The organism is Mesorhizobium sp. WSM1343, from assembly GCF_055901535.1.
On record NZ_CM148370.1, the window covers coordinates 1,015,717 to 1,033,760 of the forward strand.

19 protein-coding genes are annotated in these 18,044 nt (G+C 64.1%); 9 read left to right on the forward strand and 10 right to left on the reverse strand.

All coding sequences use genetic code 11. From position 1 onward, the window contains the following. Positions 1-215: 215 nt before the first annotated feature. Positions 216-2,291: a putative bifunctional diguanylate cyclase/phosphodiesterase gene (locus tag AC0NIL_RS04840; RefSeq protein ID WP_275953414.1), complete on the forward strand. Its 2,076-nt coding sequence runs from the start codon at positions 216-218 to the stop codon at positions 2,289-2,291. Positions 2,292-2,416: 125 nt separating this feature from the next. Then, positions 2,417-3,058, forward strand: a complete 642-nt coding sequence (locus AC0NIL_RS04845; RefSeq protein WP_013528810.1) for a LysE family translocator — start codon at positions 2,417-2,419, stop codon at positions 3,056-3,058. Positions 3,059-3,064: 6 nt separating this feature from the next. Here the strand turns inward: AC0NIL_RS04845 and AC0NIL_RS04850 are convergent, their stop codons facing one another. From AC0NIL_RS04850 to rlmN, 3 genes are read right to left on the reverse strand one after another with little or no spacing between them, the layout of a single operon-like run. Beyond that, positions 3,065-3,544 carry a hypothetical protein gene (locus AC0NIL_RS04850; RefSeq protein WP_473573832.1) on the reverse strand — a complete coding sequence of 160 codons (480 nt, stop codon included), beginning with the start codon at positions 3,542-3,544 and terminating at the stop codon, positions 3,065-3,067. After that, on the reverse strand, positions 3,544-3,954 hold the full coding sequence (locus AC0NIL_RS04855) for a hypothetical protein (protein ID WP_263499194.1): 411 nt from the start codon (positions 3,952-3,954) through the stop codon (positions 3,544-3,546). The genes AC0NIL_RS04850 and AC0NIL_RS04855 overlap by 1 nt, the downstream gene beginning before the upstream one ends. A gap of 35 nt (positions 3,955-3,989) precedes the next feature. Further along, positions 3,990-5,225: a dual-specificity RNA methyltransferase RlmN gene (rlmN, locus tag AC0NIL_RS04860; protein WP_275953415.1), complete on the reverse strand. Its 1,236-nt coding sequence runs from the start codon at positions 5,223-5,225 to the stop codon at positions 3,990-3,992. Between the two features lie 378 nt (positions 5,226-5,603). Here rlmN and AC0NIL_RS04865 point away from each other — a divergent pair, with 378 nt between their 5' ends. Then, complete coding sequence (locus AC0NIL_RS04865) at positions 5,604-6,953, forward strand: chloride channel protein (protein WP_024504018.1); 1,350 nt, start codon at positions 5,604-5,606, stop codon at positions 6,951-6,953. A gap of 56 nt (positions 6,954-7,009) precedes the next feature. On the opposite strand, the gene AC0NIL_RS04870 is transcribed toward AC0NIL_RS04865, so the two are convergent. The 3 genes from AC0NIL_RS04870 to AC0NIL_RS04880 form a co-directional block, all read right to left on the reverse strand. Next, on the reverse strand, positions 7,010-7,513 hold the full coding sequence (locus AC0NIL_RS04870) for an invasion associated locus B family protein (protein ID WP_013528815.1): 504 nt from the start codon (positions 7,511-7,513) through the stop codon (positions 7,010-7,012). A gap of 270 nt (positions 7,514-7,783) precedes the next feature. Continuing rightward, positions 7,784-8,146, reverse strand: a complete 363-nt coding sequence (locus tag AC0NIL_RS04875) for a YkvA family protein (protein WP_127368612.1) — start codon at positions 8,144-8,146, stop codon at positions 7,784-7,786. A 122-nt stretch (positions 8,147-8,268) separates the two neighbouring features. After that, entirely contained in the window at positions 8,269-8,565 is a 297-nt protein-coding gene (locus AC0NIL_RS04880) for a 4a-hydroxytetrahydrobiopterin dehydratase (protein ID WP_013528817.1), read from the reverse strand. A gap of 50 nt (positions 8,566-8,615) precedes the next feature. Here AC0NIL_RS04880 and AC0NIL_RS04885 point away from each other — a divergent pair, with 50 nt between their 5' ends. Continuing rightward, the gene (locus AC0NIL_RS04885) at positions 8,616-9,134 is read left to right on the forward strand and encodes a low molecular weight protein-tyrosine-phosphatase (protein WP_013528818.1); all 519 of its coding nucleotides are present in this window, start codon (positions 8,616-8,618) and stop codon (positions 9,132-9,134) included. On the opposite strand, the gene thpR is transcribed toward AC0NIL_RS04885, so the two are convergent. After that, positions 9,038-9,634 carry an RNA 2',3'-cyclic phosphodiesterase gene (gene thpR, locus AC0NIL_RS04890; RefSeq protein WP_013528819.1) on the reverse strand — a complete coding sequence of 199 codons (597 nt, stop codon included), beginning with the start codon at positions 9,632-9,634 and terminating at the stop codon, positions 9,038-9,040. The two genes, AC0NIL_RS04885 and thpR, sit on opposite strands and share 97 nt — an antisense overlap. Positions 9,635-9,759: 125 nt before the next feature. Then, positions 9,760-10,404, reverse strand: coding sequence for an arylesterase (locus tag AC0NIL_RS04895; RefSeq protein ID WP_275953416.1), 645 nt, complete (start codon positions 10,402-10,404; stop codon positions 9,760-9,762). Positions 10,405-10,492: 88 nt separating this feature from the next. Between AC0NIL_RS04895 and AC0NIL_RS04900 the strand changes: the two genes are divergently transcribed. From AC0NIL_RS04900 to AC0NIL_RS04915, 4 genes are all read left to right on the forward strand, one after another. Continuing rightward, entirely contained in the window at positions 10,493-11,188 is a 696-nt protein-coding gene (locus AC0NIL_RS04900) for an ABC transporter ATP-binding protein (RefSeq protein WP_013528821.1), read from the forward strand. Further along, a complete protein-coding gene (locus AC0NIL_RS04905) occupies positions 11,188-13,737 on the forward strand; it encodes an ABC transporter permease (protein WP_275953417.1) in 2,550 nt (849 codons plus the stop codon). The genes AC0NIL_RS04900 and AC0NIL_RS04905 overlap by 1 nt, the downstream gene beginning before the upstream one ends. A 227-nt stretch (positions 13,738-13,964) precedes the next feature. Continuing rightward, positions 13,965-14,744 (forward strand): Bax inhibitor-1/YccA family protein, encoded by a 780-nt coding sequence (locus AC0NIL_RS04910; protein ID WP_013528823.1) that lies wholly within the window; start codon positions 13,965-13,967, stop codon positions 14,742-14,744. A gap of 108 nt (positions 14,745-14,852) precedes the next feature. Then, positions 14,853-15,425: a GNAT family N-acetyltransferase gene (locus AC0NIL_RS04915; protein WP_275953418.1), complete on the forward strand. Its 573-nt coding sequence runs from the start codon at positions 14,853-14,855 to the stop codon at positions 15,423-15,425. A gap of 131 nt (positions 15,426-15,556) precedes the next feature. On the opposite strand, the gene AC0NIL_RS04920 is transcribed toward AC0NIL_RS04915, so the two are convergent. Together AC0NIL_RS04920 and AC0NIL_RS04925 are read right to left on the reverse strand one after the other, a co-directional pair. After that, positions 15,557-15,940, reverse strand: coding sequence for a DUF2794 domain-containing protein (locus tag AC0NIL_RS04920; RefSeq protein WP_013528825.1), 384 nt, complete (start codon positions 15,938-15,940; stop codon positions 15,557-15,559). 424 nt (positions 15,941-16,364) lie between these two features. Continuing rightward, positions 16,365-17,150: a DUF1223 domain-containing protein gene (locus AC0NIL_RS04925; protein WP_275953419.1), complete on the reverse strand. Its 786-nt coding sequence runs from the start codon at positions 17,148-17,150 to the stop codon at positions 16,365-16,367. Positions 17,151-17,322: 172 nt separating this feature from the next. Between AC0NIL_RS04925 and AC0NIL_RS04930 the strand changes: the two genes are divergently transcribed. Further along, the gene (locus AC0NIL_RS04930; RefSeq protein ID WP_275953420.1) at positions 17,323-17,994 is read left to right on the forward strand and encodes a ceramidase domain-containing protein; all 672 of its coding nucleotides are present in this window, start codon (positions 17,323-17,325) and stop codon (positions 17,992-17,994) included. Positions 17,995-18,044 lie beyond the last annotated feature (50 nt).

Consider the following 18,044-nt stretch of genomic DNA (forward strand, 5'->3'; position numbering starts at 1 on the left):
CACGCGTGCGTGCATGGCTTCTGGTCCAGCGTATGGCGGGAGCACGATGCCGGCAGCGGAAACAACCTGCTGCAATCAAAGGCTGCATTTGCCGGTGAGACTTAATCAAGTTTTCATGCCGTGCCGCTAACACTTACGACAAAGCCGCCTTGGGCACGTTCCGGGCGGCTTCTTGCCTGCCTTGTCGCGGGCTCCTCGGGCTTGGGCGACTCTCGATGCGCGTTATATCATGCATCGCCACGGAGCATAATCTGTGGCTTGTCCTCCTGGCGGCGCTGATGTGCGTCACCGGCTGTTGGGTGACGATCGGCCTCTTCGACCGTTCGAGGAAAACCACCGGCGTGCAGATGAAGGGCTGGCTGTTCCTGACCGCGGTCGCCGCCGGCTCGTCGATCTGGTGCACCCATTTCATCGCCATGCTGGCCTACCAGCCCGGCGCGCCGATCACCTTCGATCCGGTTCTGACCATGGCGTCCCTGGTCATCGCCATCGTCGGCACCGGGCTGGGCTTCACCCTTGCATCCGGCAAGAGCCGGCGGCTGGCCCCGGAATGGAGCGGCGTCGTCGTCGGCCTGGCGATCTCGGCCATGCACTACACCGGTATGATGGCCTATCACGTTGCCGGCATTGTCGAATGGGACGGCTCCTATGTCGTGGCCTCACTGGTCATCTCGGCGGTGTTCTCCGCCCTGGCCGTCGGCCATGCCGTACGCCGGCCATACGGCTGGTCGCATTATCTCGCCATCGGGCTGCTGGTGCTGGCGATCGTCGGCCTGCATTTCACGGCTATGGCCGCGGTGGCGGTGACGCCGCTGTCCTTCATCAGCACAGGCACCAATCCCGATATTCTGGTGGCAATGGCGGTCGCCGTCGCCGTGGTCGGCCTGATCGTCGCGGCCACCGGCTTCGCCAGTTACCTGATCGATGAGCGTGGCCGACTGGAGAGTTTCGTGCGGCTTCAGCATCTCGCCCTCAACGACGCCCTTACCGGCCTTCCCAACCGCGTCTCCTTCAACGACCGCCTCGACCACGAGATCGACCGGGCATGCGAGGGCGAGGACACGATGACGGCGGTCATCGTCATCGATCTCGACCGCTTCAAGGAGATCAACGACCTCAGGGGACACGCGGCCGGCGACCAGGCTCTCAAGATCGTTGCCCGCAGGCTGGCGAAACTCACCGGCGAGGGCGAGTTCGTCGCACGGCTCGGCGGTGACGAGTTCGCCGCCATCAAGCGCTTCAAGGATCAGAAGGACCTGCTCGGCATGGTCTCGAGGCTGGAGAAATCCCTGTTCGAGCCGTTGCGGCTCGAGGATTTCGAGATCGCCGCCGGCGCCAGCATCGGCGTCGCGGTCTATCCGCGCGACGGGGCCGACCGCGAGCGGTTGGTCAGCAACGCCGACCTTGCCATGTACCGGGCCAAGGGCGACGTGACGCGTGCCGTCTGCTTCTACGAATCGGCCATGGACGAGACGGCGCGGGCGCGCCGCGCGCTGGCCACCGACCTTCGCCAGGCGATCGAGCGCGACGAGCTCTCGCTGCACTATCAGGTGCAGACCTCGGTCCAGAGCGGCGCCACCTGCGGCTACGAGGCGCTGCTGCGCTGGACCCATCCCGTGCATGGCATGATCCCGCCCGCCGAATTCATCCCGATTGCCGAAGAGAACGGCTCGATCATGGCGATCGGCGAATGGGTGCTGCGGACCGCGTGCCGGCAGGCGGCCTCGTGGGGCAATGGCCACAAGATCGCGGTCAATTTGTCGCCGGTGCAGTTCGCCCATGCCGATCTCGCCAAGCTCGTCCATCAGATCCTGATCGAGACCGGGCTGTCGCCGAAACGGCTGGAGCTGGAGTTGACCGAATCGACGATCGTCGCCGACAAGGTGCGCACGCTGCATGTCCTGCGCCAGGTCAAGGCGCTTGGGGTGACGATCGCGATCGACGATTTCGGCACCGGCTATTCATCGCTCGATACGCTGCGCTCGTTTCCCTTCGACAAGATCAAGCTCGACCGCTCATTCATGGCCGATGTCGAGCGAAGCCCGCAGGCCAAGGCCATCATCCGGGCGGTGCTGACGCTGGGCCGCAGCCTCGACATTCCGGTGCTCGCCGAAGGCGTCGAGACACATGTCCAGCTCACCATCCTGCAGGTCGAAGGCTGCAATGAGGCGCAAGGCTATTTTCTCGGCCGGCCCAAGCCGATCGACCAGATCACCGGGGACACCGATGTCCGCAACGATCGACTCTTCGCGGAGGAGCCAGCGAGGATACGGCTGAGCAGGCAGGCATAGGACTGCCGCGGCCGGCGCCCAGCGAATGCCGTGCAGACGCCTGCTGGATCGAGATCGGATCGCTGCTGTGTCTGGCGTCGACATGGCGCATCCTGTATAGGCCTCCCAATTCCCCGGGGCCGCTCATGTCGTTCATTCCAGACACCACCACGCTGATCCAGTTCGCCATCGCCACGGTCATCCTGGCGATCACGCCGGGGCCGGACATGACCCTGTTCGTCTCGCGCACGCTGAGCCAGGGCCGTGCCACTGGCTTTGCCTCGATGGCCGGCGCGCTGTGCGGCACGCTGATCCACACCACGCTGGTGGTGGTCGGCGTCTCGGCGCTGATCGTCGCCTCGCCGATGGCATTCTTCGTGCTGAAGATCTTCGGCGCCGGCTATCTCGTCTTCCTGGCCTGGCAGGCAATCACCAGGGGCTCGGCCTTTTCGCCGGAGAAGAAGACGGGACCCGAGATTTCGCTGTTGCGCAGCTGGGCGGCGGGCCTCGGCGTCAATCTGCTCAACCCGAAGATCATCCTGTTCTTCATGACCTTCCTGCCGCAGTTCGTCTCCGCACATGATCCGAACGCACCGGGAAAGCTGTTTTTCCTGGGCACGATGTTCATCGTGCTGTCGGTGCCGGTGACGGTGCCGATGGTGCTGGCGGCGGAAAAGTTTTCGGCGGCGATGAAGGCCAGCCCGCGCGTCACGCGGGTGGTCGACTATCTCTTTGCCGGCGTGTTCTCCGCCTTCGCCCTCAAGATCCTGACGGCGCAGGCAAAGTAGGCGCCGTCATCCTGTATGGCCATCTTCTTTTGAGCCTGGTTCGCCTTGCCACCAGCTTGCGGCCCAGCGCCCGGCGCTGAGCCAGTAAAAGATACCACCGACCATGCCGCTGCCGATCACGGCCATGATGGCGCTGGTGTCCCTGACGGCGAAGGCGGTGTCACCGCTGTGGTCGGCAAGCCCGAGGAAAACACCGGCAACCACCGCGCCCGCCAGCGCATAGAACAGCCAGTCGCGCCGGCCCAGGATTTCGGCAAGCAGGATGACGACAGAGGCCGGCATCAGGGCGAAATAGGCGACGAACAGGGCGGCGAAGGGAATTGAGAAATACAGGGAAGCCGTCGCCGTCGGATGTGCATGCTCCGGCGTGTAGCCGAGCGACGCCAGCAACAGGATGTTGAGGAAGGCGCTCGCCGCCAGCGAGGCGACGGCATAGCCGAACAGGATGACGGTGAAACGGATGAGGTAGCCGACGAGACGCGCCATCAATCCCGGCCCAGATTCCGGCCCGTGCCGGACCTGCGTCCAGCCAGAAGCCAGTAGATCCAACCGGCGGCGATGCCGGCGGTGGCGAGAAAACCCAGAAAGCCCGGATTGAAGACAAAGCTGCTGGCCGAGCGCGGCATGGATACGCCAAAGGCAATGGACGTGATCGCACCAGTGGCGGCGAAGTAGAACCATCCTCGAAGTGAGAACCGTTCGGCGACAAAGAGCGCCGGGCCGACGATCAACAGCGCGCCGATCATTACGGTCAACACGGCGAGCGGGAACGAGCCAAGCCAGTCGAAGGCGAAAATGATCGACCAGTTGCCGTCTTCGATGCCTTCCAGAAGAGCGATCAGCAGCACCGGCACCAGGATCGAGGTCAGCACGGCGGCGACATAGCCGACCGCCATGATGGCGAGGCGTCTTAGCCAGGCGAAGGGGCGGTTCACGCCTCGCCGTGCCCCGCTATCATCATCGCTTCCAGAGCCAGCCGGTCGACCTTGCGCATGCGCTCGGAGTCGGATTTGAGCTGACCGCAGGCGGCGAGGATGTCGCGGCCGCGCGGCGTGCGGATCGGCGAGGCATAGCCGGCATTGTTGATGTAGTCGGCGAATTTCTCGATCGTCTCCCAGTCCGAGCACTGGTAATTGGTGCCCGGCCACGGGTTGAACGGGATCAGGTTGATCTTGGCCGGAATGCCCTTGAGCAGCTTGATCAGTCCCTTGGCGTCCTCGATGGAATCGTTGACGTCCTTCAGCATCACATATTCGAAGGTGATGCGCTTGGCGTTCGACAGGCCGGGATAGGCGCGGCAGGCGGCGATCAGTTCCTTCAGCGGATACTTCTTGTTGATCGGGACAAGCAAGTCGCGCAGATCGTCATTGGTGGCATGCAGCGAGATTGCCAGCATGACGCCGATTTCCTCGCCGGTGCGGAAGATTTCCGGCACGACGCCGGAGGTCGACAGCGTGATGCGCCGCTTCGACAGGGACAGGCCGTCACCATCGGAAGCGATCAGCAGCGCCTTCTTCACCGCTTCGAAATTGTAAAGCGGCTCGCCCATGCCCATCATGACGATGTTGGACACTTTGCGGCCTTCGGCCGGCACGATGGCGCCGTCGGGCGTGTCGCGGTCAGGGAAATCGCCGAGCCGGTCGCGGGCGGTTAGCAGCTGGGCGAGGATCTCCTCGGCCGTCAGATTGCGCACCAGCTTCTGCGTGCCGGTGTGGCAGAACGAGCAGGTCAGCGTGCAGCCCACCTGCGAGGAGATGCACAGCGTGCCGCGACCCTCTTCGGGAATATAGACAGTCTCAATCTCGACGGGCCGACCGGCGCCGCGCGGCGGAAAGCGGAACAGCCACTTTCGCGTGCCGTCGGCGGAAATCTGCTCCTCGACGATCTCGGGCCTGGCGACGGTGAAATGCTTGTCGAGCTCAGCACGCAGATCCTTGGAGATGTTGAACATGCCGGCGAAATCGCAGACGCCGCGCACATACATCCAGTGCCACAGCTGCTGGGCGCGCATTTTCGCCTGGCGCTCGGGCACAGCGCCTGATGCAACCAGAGTCTCGGCGAGTTCGATCCGCGTCAGGCCGATCAGCGACTGCTTTTCGGGCTGTGCCGCGCGGGCACGCAACGCGTCGCGGGCGCTGTCAGTGGTGAGATCGAATGAAAGGGTCATGGTTGCACTGATATAAGCGGTTTGCGGCCGATTTCACGCATCGTGCCGGAAAGGAAGCGCGGCGCATAGCACAGGTTGAGGGCAGAGTCATGCTCAGCTAGCTTTACGATCTACGATCGCCTTGGAACGACTCGGCACCGCCCCTCGTCATGGCGGGCATTTCTCTCCCGATAATGCCTGTCTTGCGGCGGCAGCGCGTTTGGCTGATGGCTTCCCCCACTCCGTCGAGCGTAGCTCGACGGAGTGGGGGCCGACCTTTCACCGAAGCGATGCTTCCGCCTGGCACTCAGGCGAGCGCCAACGACAGGTTTTTCCGGCGCTAGTTTAATAGACTGCCCAGCTGTGTTAGGCCGAAACATTCCCCGCTCGAGGACAGACATGGCCGGCACATCGCGAAAATATCCCATGCTGCGGCGTTCGCGCGCGATGTGGGGCTCACGGCGGGTCTGGCAGCCGCGCCTGGTGTTCTGGGCCGGCGCGCTTGGCATCGGTGTGATCAGCGTGCTGTTCGCGGTGCTGGCCGACAGGGCGCAGGAACTGTTTCAACTGATGACAGGAGATGCAGGCGGCTGGCGTTTCTATCTGCCGCTTGCCATTACGCCGTTGGGTTTCGTGCTGTGCGCCTGGCTCGCCCACACCTTCTTTCCCGGTTCGCAAGGCAGCGGCATTCCGCAGGCGATCGCCGCCCGCCATCTGCGTGACGACGAGGACCGCAGCCACATCCTGTCCCTCAAACTGGTGGCCGGCAAAATCATGCTCACCATCGTCGGCCTGTTCTGCGGCGCCTCGATCGGCCGCGAGGGTCCGACGGTGCAAGTCGGCGCGTCGCTGATGCTGCAGGCGGCACGCTGGGGCGGCATGGTGCAGGCCCGGGGTCTGATCCTGGCCGGGTCGGCCGCCGGGATTGCCGCCGCCTTCAACACGCCGCTGGCCGGCATCGTCTTCGCCATCGAGGAGATGGGCCGCACCTATGAGGCGCGAACCAACGGGCTGGTGCTGACGGCGGTGATCCTGGCCGGTCTCGCTTCGCTCGGCCTGCTCGGCAACTACACCTATTTCGGCGTCGCCAGGGACACCATCTCGTTTGCTGCCGAATGGCCGCTGGTGCTTGCCTGCGGCATCATCGGCGGCGGGTTCGGCGCGCTGTTCTCGCTGCTGGCGTTGAAGGCGACGCGGCGGATCCGGCGCTGGAACACTGGGCAGCCTTTGCGGCGCGCCCTGGTCGTGGCCGCAATCTGCGGGCTTGCGGTGGCGGTGATCGGCATCGCCTCGGGCGGGCTGACCTTCGGCACCGGTTACGTCCAGGCGCGGGGCGCCGTCGAAGGCACGCCGCTGCCGTGGTTCTTCTTCGCCGAAAAGTTCCTGGCGGGACTGCTGTCGATGATCTCGGGCATTCCGGGCGGTATCTTCGCGCCCTCGCTGGCTGTCGGCGCCGGCATCGGCAGTTCGCTCGGCCTCCTCTTTGGCGCGAGCACTGGGGTGGCGGCACTGCTCGGCATGGCCGGCTATTTCGCCGGTGTGGTGCAAGCGCCGATGACGGCCTTCGTCATCATCCTGGAGATGACCGGCAATCACGACAATGTCATCGCGCTGATGCTGGCCTCGATGCTGGGCTACGGCACGGCGCGCATGATCTCGCACGAGCCGCTCTATCACGCGCTATCGCGTGTCTTCATCGCCGAGGCGATCCGGCGCCGCCGGGCGGAGGCCGGGCCGGGGCAAGTATGAAAGAAAAAAGGCCGGGCTTCGCGGCCCGGCCTTTCTCTCAAAAAAAGTAGCTTTGCCTATTTACACTTGGCGATCGATGTCAGCGCCGCCGAAATGCCCTTCAGAGAGAAGACATAGGAGGTGGGATTGCCGCGGCCGGACTTCGCCGTCACCTTCATGTCGGTGCCGGTCTTCATGGCGGCGATCAGTACCGGCTCCTCGGCGGCATTCTCGACCCAGGCCGATTTGCCGCGCGTGAACATCGAAAACGTCTTCTTGTCGATGGTCACGGTGGCCTTGGAGCCCTCCTGGAAATTGTAGCCGGCAATGAATTGCGGCTCGTAGGACACTTGCTGGCCGGGCCGCTGGCTGACGAAGAAGAACATATCGCCATGGTCGAGCGTGGGCGGCTGCTTGTCGGTCGGCACGGTCAGGACATAGCAGACCTTGCCGCCCGATGCCTGGTAGCTGTAGGTGCCCCAGGCATTGTGCTGGCCGATCTTGGTCGCCGACTGCGCCAGTGCCGGCGCTGCCACGGCCACCAGGGCCAGACTCGAAACTATCGCAATCAATCCGCGCATCGCTTTTCCCGTATTCCAAATGGTGCGGAGGCAGGCCGGCTTGGCGTCCTGCCCGTCGCTTCATTTTGATTTAATCTGGGTTACCAAACGGTGAATTTCCGAAGAGAAAAGGACCCTCACCCCGAGGAAACCGCCACCATACCCGCGCCGCCGCCCTGCGAGCGGGTGGCGCGACATCCCTTTGGCGACTTGGAGGCCACGAAAGCGGCAAGAGTTTGACTTTTTACGCTGTCGCCGAAAGCCGGCTTCAACGGCGTTCCGCGCGCGTGTTCAGCCCTTGTCGGCTATGGCGTCCCTGGCGGCCTGCCGGTGCGCAGTGGTGATGTGGGCACTGACGGCGGTGATCGCGGCGGTGAGCACGGCGATGTCGTCGGTGAAGCCAAGCCCGAAGACGAAGTCGGGGATGACATCCACCGGCAGCACGAAATAGCCGAGCGCGGCCAGCAGAATGCCCTTGGCGCGCAGCGGCGTGTTCTTGTCCATGGCGCAATAATAGGCGGCCACGACCTCTTCCATGAAGGGGATCTGCCGCGCGGCCTTCTTGGCTGTGCGCCAGAATTTCTCGCGCACTTCGCTCTCGTCTGACGGCTTGCCGCCAAAGCCGAAGAAATCAAAACCGGATTGTTGCGCCATCAGTCTCTCCTTGCGGGGCTCATGCGCATCCGGCGCCTGCCCGCGGGGGAAAATGTGGTGAAACCCGACCCCCGCTACAAGATGCCGGTGCCGATTTGGGCCTGCCGAGGCGATACCAGGCCTCAGGCGCCGGCAAAACGGTTCATTTTCGTGGCCAGATCGATATCGAGCGCAGTGACGCCGCCGGCGTCGTGGGTGTTCAGCGTCACGTCGACGGTCTTGTATACATTCGACCACTCGGGATGATGATCCATCGCCTCGGCGGCAAGCGCGACGCGGGTCATGAAGGCGAAAGCCTCGGAGAAATTCGCGAAGGTGAATGTGCGCTTGATGGAGGCGCCGTCTTCCGCCAGCGCCCAGCCGTCGAGGCCCGTCAATGCGGCTTCAGCGGCTTGCCTGCCCAGTTTCTCTCTCGCCATGTCCCTATCCTGTGCTATTCGAAAACGACCCTCACCATAGCGACGGATCGATGAGCGCGAAGCCTATAAATTCCATTCTCTTCGTCTGCCTCGGCAACATCTGCCGGTCGCCGCTGGCGGAAGGTGTCTTCCGCGCCGTTTGGGCCGAGCGCGGGTCGGCCCGGGATATCCTGCTCGATTCGGCGGGAACCAGTGACTGGGAGGCCGGCTCTGCCCCCGATCGACGCGCGATCGCGGTCGCCATGCGGCACGGCGTCGACATTTCCGGGCAGAGGGCGCGCAAGGTCACGCCACAGGACCTCCACCGTTTCGACCTGATCCTCGGCATGGACCGGTCGAATGTCGCCGACCTGAAGGCGCTGGCGCCGGCGGCCGTGCAGGACCGCATCCATCTGTTCCTGGAATTCGCGCAGGGAAAGGCACGCGACGTGCCGGATCCTTATCATGACGAGGCAGAAGCCTTCGCTTCCGCCTATCGCATGATCCGCGAGGCGTCGGAGGCGCTGGCGACAAGGCTGGAGGCGCGGGCGTCCGTGCCTGACAGCGGCCAGGCTTCCTCGACGATGTAGGGTCCGCCGCCGACCGAATCGCGCGACGACATCAAAACGAAACGGCCGATGCGGAACGGCAGCGTCGAGAAATTGCCGCGCGCCGACAGATATTGGGCAACGTCCAGCGGGGTCGAATTGCGCAAGCGCGCCAGCGTCACATGCGGCATGAATTTGCGCGGGTCGGCCGGGATGCCGAGCCGCTGGCAGATGCGGTCGATCTCACCTTGAAGGGCGGCCAGATCGGGCGAGGCGGAAGCGCCCGCCCACACCGCATGCGGCTTCTTCTGGCCGAAAGCGCCGACGCCGGTCAGCGCCAGCGAGAAAGAAGGGCGGTGGACGCGGTCGAGCGCGTTGGCGATCTCGTCGGCGACATGGCCGGGAACATCGCCGATGAAGCGCAGCGTCAGATGGTAGTTTTCGACGTCGATCCAGCGGGCTCCCGGCAAGCCGCCCCGCAGCAGGGACAGCGAAAGGGCAGCGTCACGCGGAATTTCGAGGGCGGTGAAAAGACGCGGCATGAAAAGCCTCCCTTCCTCGAATCGAACTGTCACCCATAGCGAATCATCGATAGTCAAACGGAGCAAGAGGTTTGTTGGCCACAGTCCCTGTTAAAAGCTCGCCGGGCGGAAACAGTTCCAACCCGCTAGGAATCGCCCGGCACCGCCGCGATCACCTTCTCGACCGCGGGCAGGATGCGTTCGACCATCTGGTCGACGCCTCGTGCGCTCGGATGCAGGCCGTCCTCGAGCTGCATGCCGGGCTGGCCGGCGACGCCATCGAGAAAGAACGGGTAGAGCGCGACGTCGTATTTCTTCGCCAGGTCCGGGAAAATGGCGTCGAAGGCGCTCTGGTAGTCGGGACCGAGATTGGGTGCGGCGCGCATGCCGGCCAGAAGCACGGCAATATTGCGCTGCTTCAGCTTGCTCAGCATCTCGTCGAGGTTCTTTTTGGTGATGTCGGGCGAGACGCCGCGCAGCATGTCGTTGGCGCCGAGTTCGAGGATGACCAGTTGCGTGCCGTCCGGCACCGACCAGTCAAGCCGCGCCAGGCCGCCGCTCGTCGTGTCGCCGGAGACGCCGGCATTGGCGACGGTCACGTCGTGGCCTTTGGCGCCAAGCGCTGCCTGCAGCCTGTCGGTAAAGCCCTGGTCGGGTCCAAGGCCATAGCCCGCCATCAGGCTGTCACCGAAGCCGACGATCTTGAACGGCTCGGCACGCGCCGACGACATGACGCCGCAAATGGCGAGGAAAACCACGAAGCCTGCGGCAATACTGCGTTTGAAAGACATGCGGCAGGCCCCATATGAGCTAGGAATTCTTCAGTCGACGGCTTCCGGCAAGCAGAGCCTTCATTCCCAGATATAGGACGATTTCATTTTGACAGAAGCCGTCATCGCGCTGAAAGATGTGTCCCTGACCCTTGGCGAGGGCGCTTCATCGGTCCATGTGCTGAAGGGGGTGAGCCTCGATGTGGCGACCGGCGAGGCGACCGGCATCGTCGGACCTTCGGGTTCCGGCAAGTCGACCTTGCTGATGGTCCTGGCAGGCCTGGAAAGGGTCGATTCGGGTACGGTCCGAATCGCCGGCGAGCTGCTCAACGGCAAAAGCGAGGACCAGATTGCATCGTTTCGTGGCCGAAACATTGGCATCGTGTTCCAGTCCTTCCATCTCATTCCCAACATGACGGCGCTCGAAAATGTCGCGGTGCCGCTGGAACTGGCGGGCCATGCCGATCCGTTCGCGGTGGCGGCGCGCGAGCTGGCGGCGGTTGGCCTCAGCGACCGCGTCACCCACTATCCCGGCGAATTGTCGGGCGGCGAGCAGCAGCGCGTGGCGATCGCCCGCGCATTGGCGCCGTCGCCGCGCATCCTGATCGCCGACGAGCCGACCGGCAATCTGGACCAGGCGACCGGGCGGCAGGTCGCCGACCTCTTGTTTGCGAAGGCGGCCGAGCGCGGCATGACGCTGGTGCTGGTGACGCATGATCCGGCGCTCGCGGCACGCTGTTCGCGCCAGGTTTCGATGCGCTCGGGCCGGATCGAGGCACCGGCGCCGGTCAAGGTGACGGCCTGATGCCGCTGTCCCGGACGTTGAGGCTCGCTGTCCGCTTCTCGCTGCGCGAGATGCGCGGCGGCCTGTCCGGTTTCCTGATCTTCCTTGCCTGCATCGCGCTCGGCGTCGCGGCCATCGGCGGCGTCAACTCGGTGGCGCGTTCGATCACCGCCGGTGTCGCCAATCAGGGCCAGACGCTGCTTGGCGGCGATCTTCGCTTCCAGATCAACCAGCGTGACGCCAGCCAGGCGGAGCGCAGCTTCCTTGACGGGCTCGGCACGGTTTCGCGGACCGCCAGCATGCGTTCGATGGCGCGTCTGGCCGACGGATCCGACCAGGCGCTGGTCGAGGCCAAGGCGGTCGACCATGTCTATCCGCTCTATGGCACGCTGGAGACCGAGCCGGCGCTGTCGAAACAGGAACTGTTCGGCGAAGAGTTCGGCGTCTTCGGTGCGGCAGCGCCCGATCTTCTGTTCGAGCGGTTGCACGTCAAGCTTGGCGACCGGCTGAAGCTCGGCACCGCCACTTTCGAACTGCGCGCCAAGCTGGTCGCCGAACCGGACGCCGTGTCCGACGGTTTCGGCTTCGCGCCGAGGCTGATGATCTCGACCGAAGGGTTGGCGGCCACTGGACTGATCCAGCCGGGCAGCCTGGTCGAGAATGCCTATAAAATCCGGCTGCCGGCGGACGCCGACGAGGCAAGGCTCAAGGCCATCCAGGATCAGGCCGCCACGGATTTTCCGGAAGCCGGCTGGTCGATCCGCACGCGCAGCAACGCGGCGCCCGCGCTGTCGTCCAACATCGAACGCTTCTCGCAGTTCCTGACCCTGGTCGGGCTGACGGCGCTGGTGGTCGGCGGCGTCGGCGTCGCCAATGCGGTGCGCGCCTATCTCGACGGCAAGCGCGGCGTCATCGCCACCTTCAAGAGCCTGGGCGCTTCGGGCGGCTTCGTCTTTGCCGTCTATCTCGTGCAGATCCTGATCATAGCCGGATTGGGTATCGTGCTGGGCCTTGTGCTCGGCGCACTAATGCCCTTCGCGGCGAGCGCGGCCTTGCAATCCGTCATTCCGGTGCCGGCCGAAGGCGGCTTCTATCCCGGCGCGCTCGGCATGGCGGCGCTGTTCGGCCTGCTGGTGACGTTGGCTTTCGCGCTGCTGCCGCTCGGCCGCGCCCGCGACGTGCCGGCAACCGCGCTGTTTCGCGAAATGGGGCTGGAAGGCCGCGGCTTGCCGCGCCCCGCCTATGTCGCGGCGGCCATAGGCATCGCGCTGCTGCTTGCGGCGCTGGCCATTCTGTTCTCGGGCGACCAGCGCATCGCCTCGATCTTTGTCGGCGCTACCGTCTTCGCCTTCCTGGTGCTGCGCGCGGTCGGCGCACTGGTGCAATGGACGGCCAGGAAAAGCCCGCGCGTGCGCTTCGTGGCGCTCAGGCTCGCCATCGGCAACATCCATCGGCCAGGCGCCCTGACGCCATCGGTGGTGCTGTCCCTGGGGCTCGGGCTGACGCTATTGGTGACGCTGGCGCTGATCGACGGCAATCTCAGGCGACAGATCTCGGGCAGCCTGCCGGAACGGGCGCCGAACTTCTTCTTCGTCGACATCCAGAGCGCCGATGTCGCGTCCTTCTCGGCGCTGATCGGCAAGGAGGCGCCGCAGGGCGTGCTGGCCAAGGTGCCGATGCTGCGCGGCCGGGTGATGGCGCTGAACGGTGTCGACGTCGACAAGGTGAAGGTGCCGGCGGAAGGCGCCTGGGTGCTGAGGGGGGATCGCGGCCTGACCTATGACACCAGGCAGCCGGAGAACGCGACGCTGACCGAGGGCAGTTGGTGGCCCGAAAATTACAGCGGCGAACCGCTGGTTTCGTTTTCGGCGCAAGAAGGCAAGGAGATCGGGCTGAAGCTCGGCGACACCATCACCGTCAATGTGCTGGGCCGCAATGTCACGGCCAGGATCGCCAGTTTCCGCCAAGTCGAATGGGAGACGATGGGTATCAATTTCGTCATGGTCTTCTCGCCCAACACATTCGCGGGCGCCCCGCATGGCTGGATGGCGACGCTGACCGAAAAGAGTGCATCGACGGCCGACGACGCCCGCATCCTCAACGCCGTCACCCGCGCCTTCCCGGCGGTGACGACGGTGCGGGTCAAGGACGCGCTCGACGTCGTCAACCGGCTGGTCGGGCAGCTCGGCACGGCGATCCGGGCGGCCGCTGGCGTGGCGCTGATCGCTTCGGTGCTGGTGCTGGCCGGCGCGCTTGCAGCCGGCAACCGGGCGCGCATCCATGATGCGGTGGTGTTGAAGACGCTGGGCGCGACACGCACGACGCTGATATCGGCCTTCTCGCTCGAATATATGCTGATCGGGCTGGCCACCGCCATTTTCGCGCTGGCGGCGGGCAGCGCAGCCGCCTGGTTCGTCGTCGCGCGCATCATGACTCTGCCGTCGCATTTCATGCCGGAGGTGGCGGTGGCAACCATTCTGTTTTCGCTGGTGATCACGGTCGGCATTGGTCTCGCCGGCACTTGGCGGGTGCTCGGCCACAAGGCAGCACCGGTGCTGCGCAACCTGTGACGACAGGCCCGGAACGGACATCCTGGATTAAATCTTGGTAAGAAAGCCGTCCGAAAAGCCGAGGAAACGGCGCTTCGCCCTCTCACGAACCGTTACATCCGGTTACGGTCTTGTTCTTGACGCGAATAACCATCATATTTCGCCACAGGCATGCTGGAGCCCTGCCAGCGGCGCCTGGGTCCGGAAGGACCTGACACCGGACGGGGCAGAAGCAATAGAGGACTACAATGGCTGATCCCATTCGCAACTACCAGACGCGCGCCGTGCCCGGCGTCGGCGTCGGTGCCGACATCGATCAGGGCCTGCGCGCCTACATGATCAAGGTTTACAATCTGATGGGGCTTGGCCTCCTCATCACCGGTCTTGCCGCTGTCGGCACGATCATGCTGGCCACCACCACCGATCCGGCTTCGGCTGTCGCGACGCTGCCGAGCGGCGAGATGCTGACGTCCTTCGGCTACGCGATCTTCGGCTCGCCGCTGCGCTGGGTGGTGATGCTGGCGCCGCTGGCCGCCGTGCTGTTCCTGTCGTTCCGCGTCCAGTCGATGAGCGTTTCGGCGGCGCAGACGACGTTCTGGGTCTATGCCGGTCTCGTCGGCCTGTCGCTGTCTTCGATCTTCCTGGTCTACACCACGGCCAGCATTTCACAGACCTTCTTCGCCACGGCCGCCGCCTTCGGTGCGCTGTCGCTGTTCGGCTACACCACCAAGCGCGACCTGACGGCAATGGGCTCGTTCCTGATCATGGGCGTGTTCGGCATCATCATCGCGTCGGTGATCAACATCTTCCTGCAGTCGTCGGCGCTGTCGTTTGCCGTGTCGGCGATCGGCGTGCTGGTCTTCGCGGGCCTCACCGCCTATGACACGCAGAAGATCAAGGAGATGTATTTCGAGGGCGACAGTTCGGACGTTGCCGGCCGCAAGGCGATCATGGGCGCGCTGACGCTCTATCTCGACTTCATCAACCTGTTCATGTTCCTGCTGCAGTTCATGGGCGACCGTCGCTAGTTCAGCATGCTGGACCATCGAGTTCCAAAAGGGCGGCCCAACGGCCGCCCTTTTCTTTTGTGCCGGGCTTTGCTGTTATCGCGAGCAGAGAAATGGCACGCATAAATTATGAGCACTATTACGATTCGACCGGCGACAGCGGCCGACCTCGACAGCATCACGGATATCTACGCCGACGCGGTCGCCAAAGGCACGGCGAGCTATGAGTTGGAGCCGCCGAGCCGCGCGGAGATGGGTGTTCGATTCGACAGCCTGATGGCCGGCGGCTTTCCCTACCTGGTGGCGGAGAAGGACGGCGCGGTTCTCGGCTACGCCTATGCCGGTGCCTTCCGGCCACGCCCGGCCTATCGCTTCATTGTCGAGGATTCGGTCTATGTCGCGCCCGAGGCCAAGGGCCAGGGCGTCGGGCTCAAGCTGATGCAAAGCCTGATCGAGGCGGTGACGACGGCGGGCTTTCGCCAGATCATCGCGGTGATCGGCGATGGCCGTCCCGACAGCGCCTCGGTGCGGCTGCACGAAAAGCTCGGCTTTCGCCATTCGGGCCGCCTGGAAGGCTCCGGCTACAAGCACGGGCGCTGGCTGGACACGGTGTTCATGCAGCTGTCGCTGAATGGCGGGGCATCGGCGCCGCCCGATCCCGAATCGCTGCCGGAGCGGAAGTTTCGCCTTAGAGGGGACTGAAGAAGGAACTGAAGAATTGCGGAATTGAAGAACTGAAGAATAAAAAGAAGCGGCGGCAACAGATGACGCCGAGGCCTTTTCTCAACTCATCAATTCTCCACTTCTTCAATTCCCCTGCTCTAATTCCCTGCTCAGGCTTCGACCAGCTTCAACTTGCTGTCGAACACACCGAGCACGCGGCCGAGTTCCTGGCCGCGTTTCAAGATGCGGCCGCCGGCGGCGATGACGGCAAAGGCGCCCTGCTTGCGGGCCAGTTTCGGATCCTTGACGATCTGGAACAGCGGCACTTCGCTGGTGCGGCGGAAGACGGAAAAGACAGCGCGGTCGGCGAGATGATCGATGGCGTAGTCGCGCCATTCATTGGCGGCGACCATGCGTCCGTAGAGCCTGAGGATCTGGTCCAGCTCGCGTCGGTCGAACCGCACCGGCTGATCGAGACGTTCGCGTCGCGCCTCGTGCAGCGGGATTATTGCGGATGCGTCCCCATCCCCCGTCCCGCCACTGTCATCGGTCATGCCTCGATCCTTCAAAATGAATCTTTGCCAACCAAAGTTGGCGTGTTCGCGACTGAATTGCAAGGCCCGGCGAACCGAGCCCCGCGCCGCGCCGTTTCCGTCACGTCCAGTCACTTTTATGAAACGCCGTGTTGGAATTGGTGATGTTCCGCCACATTTCTGCCTTTTTTTATCCGCGCTCATGCCCCAATGTCCGACGAATTTACCGGCGTTGCCTGAGACGGTTCGGTCCGGCACCGGCTCGTAAACCCCAAGCCCCCCGCCCACGGGTCTGCGTCGGATCGAACCAACCTCGGCTCTTCTTCGGAAGAACCGGGAGCGACGATCCCAAAACCTAAATGACCGGCGTCAGAAGCAAGCTGACGTCGGTTTTTTATTGGCTGGTGATAGCCTTCGCGCTACCGCGGCAGGGGTTTGAGCGCTCTCAAGGCTTGTGGATGAATGCGGCGCCGAGAATGGGACCGGGCATGCCGTCCTTGCCGACCGACTGCAGCAGCACGGCGCAGCCGCCCTTTTTGGCAATCTCGCTCATCGGCAGTTCGTAGCGCTGTGCCTTGCCATGCCACATGCCGGCGGTCTGGATGCCGGTGACGGCGTTCCAGTAGGTCATCTTGCGGCCGGTATTTTCGCCCTCGCCGACTTTGACCGTCTGCGGCGGGTCGAAATAGACGATGACGACATGGGCGTCGCTGGGGCCGTTGCCGGCATCGCCGGCGTCGATCATCACGCGATCGCTGGTGCGGCTGACCTTGACGGCGACGCGCATGCCTTCGCCGCTCTTGGCCATGCGGGCGAGCGCACCATCGACCTCGCCGCGGTTGGCGCCGTTGACATGGACGCGGCCATTGATGACGGCCTGCGGCGTATAGACGGAGCGGCTGCCGAAGGCGCGCATATAGTCGTATTGCCGCTCGGTGTTCTCCTTGCGGCCGAGCGTGTCCTGCCAGCCGAGATAGTCCCAGTAGTCGACGTGATAGGCGAGCGCGACGATGTCTTCCTTGGCGGCAAGTTCGGAGAACAGAGTATCGGCCGGCGGGCAGGAACTGCAGCCCTGGCTGGTGAACAGCTCGACCACGCCCAATGGCTTTTCGATCCGGACCCGGTCGGTCTGGGCGCGATCGGATTCGCCGGCATGCCCGGCGCCGGCAGACGCCGAGAAGGCCAGCGCAAGAGCTGCCAGCCACAATGATTTTCGCGAGGCCATGGCCATTCCGATTCCCGCCGGTGATGCCGGCTTTATCTTGATTGCTGAAATATGTGGCAGAACCGGAAGTCAACGGGAAGTCACGTTGCGGTGAAATTTTGCCGTTGCAGCCGACCGCAACCGCGCAATAGGAAGGATCTGCGCTTCAGGATAGAAACCGATTCGGGCGGCAATCGCGATGTGGCAAACGTTTTTGGCGCCGGTCGACCTCTATTGCGAGCGGACCGGCCCGGAATTCTGGTCCGAACCGGTCAACGCCCTGACCAACTTCGCCTTCATCGCCGCCGGCCTGTGGGGCGTGCGCGAGGTGCGAAGGCTGGGCACCGGCGCCTTCGCCGAGGTTCTGGCCTGGTGGGTGGTGGCGATCGGCATCGGCTCGACGATCTTCCATACTTTTGCCACCAAGGGCACGGTCTGGGCCGACGTGCTGCCGATCGCCGGCTTCACGCTGGCCTACACGCTGTTCAATCTGCGTCGCTTCCTCGGCATGCGATGGGGCAAAGCCATCGCCATCTTCATCGCCTTCTATGTGATTGCCGGGGCGATAACCGTTGCCGTGCCGGACTGGCTGCGCCAGGCGTCGAACGGCACGACGGGCTATCTGCCGCCGTTCCTGGCGCTCGCCTTCTTCGGCGCGCTGGTAGCCGCCAGCGGCAATCGCGCCGGCTGGTACAATCTGGCCGGATCGGCGATCTTCGTGGTGTCCGTCGTCTGCCGGATGATCGACCCGCTGGTCTGCGGCGGTTTCCCGCTCGGCACGCACTTCCTCTGGCACATCCTCAACGGGCTGATGCTGGGTGTGTTGTTGGCCGCCGCGGCGCGGTTCGGGAAGCCGAAAGTAAGGGAATAGGGGAATAGGGGAATAGGGGAATAGGTATTCCCTTCCCTACTTCCCTACTT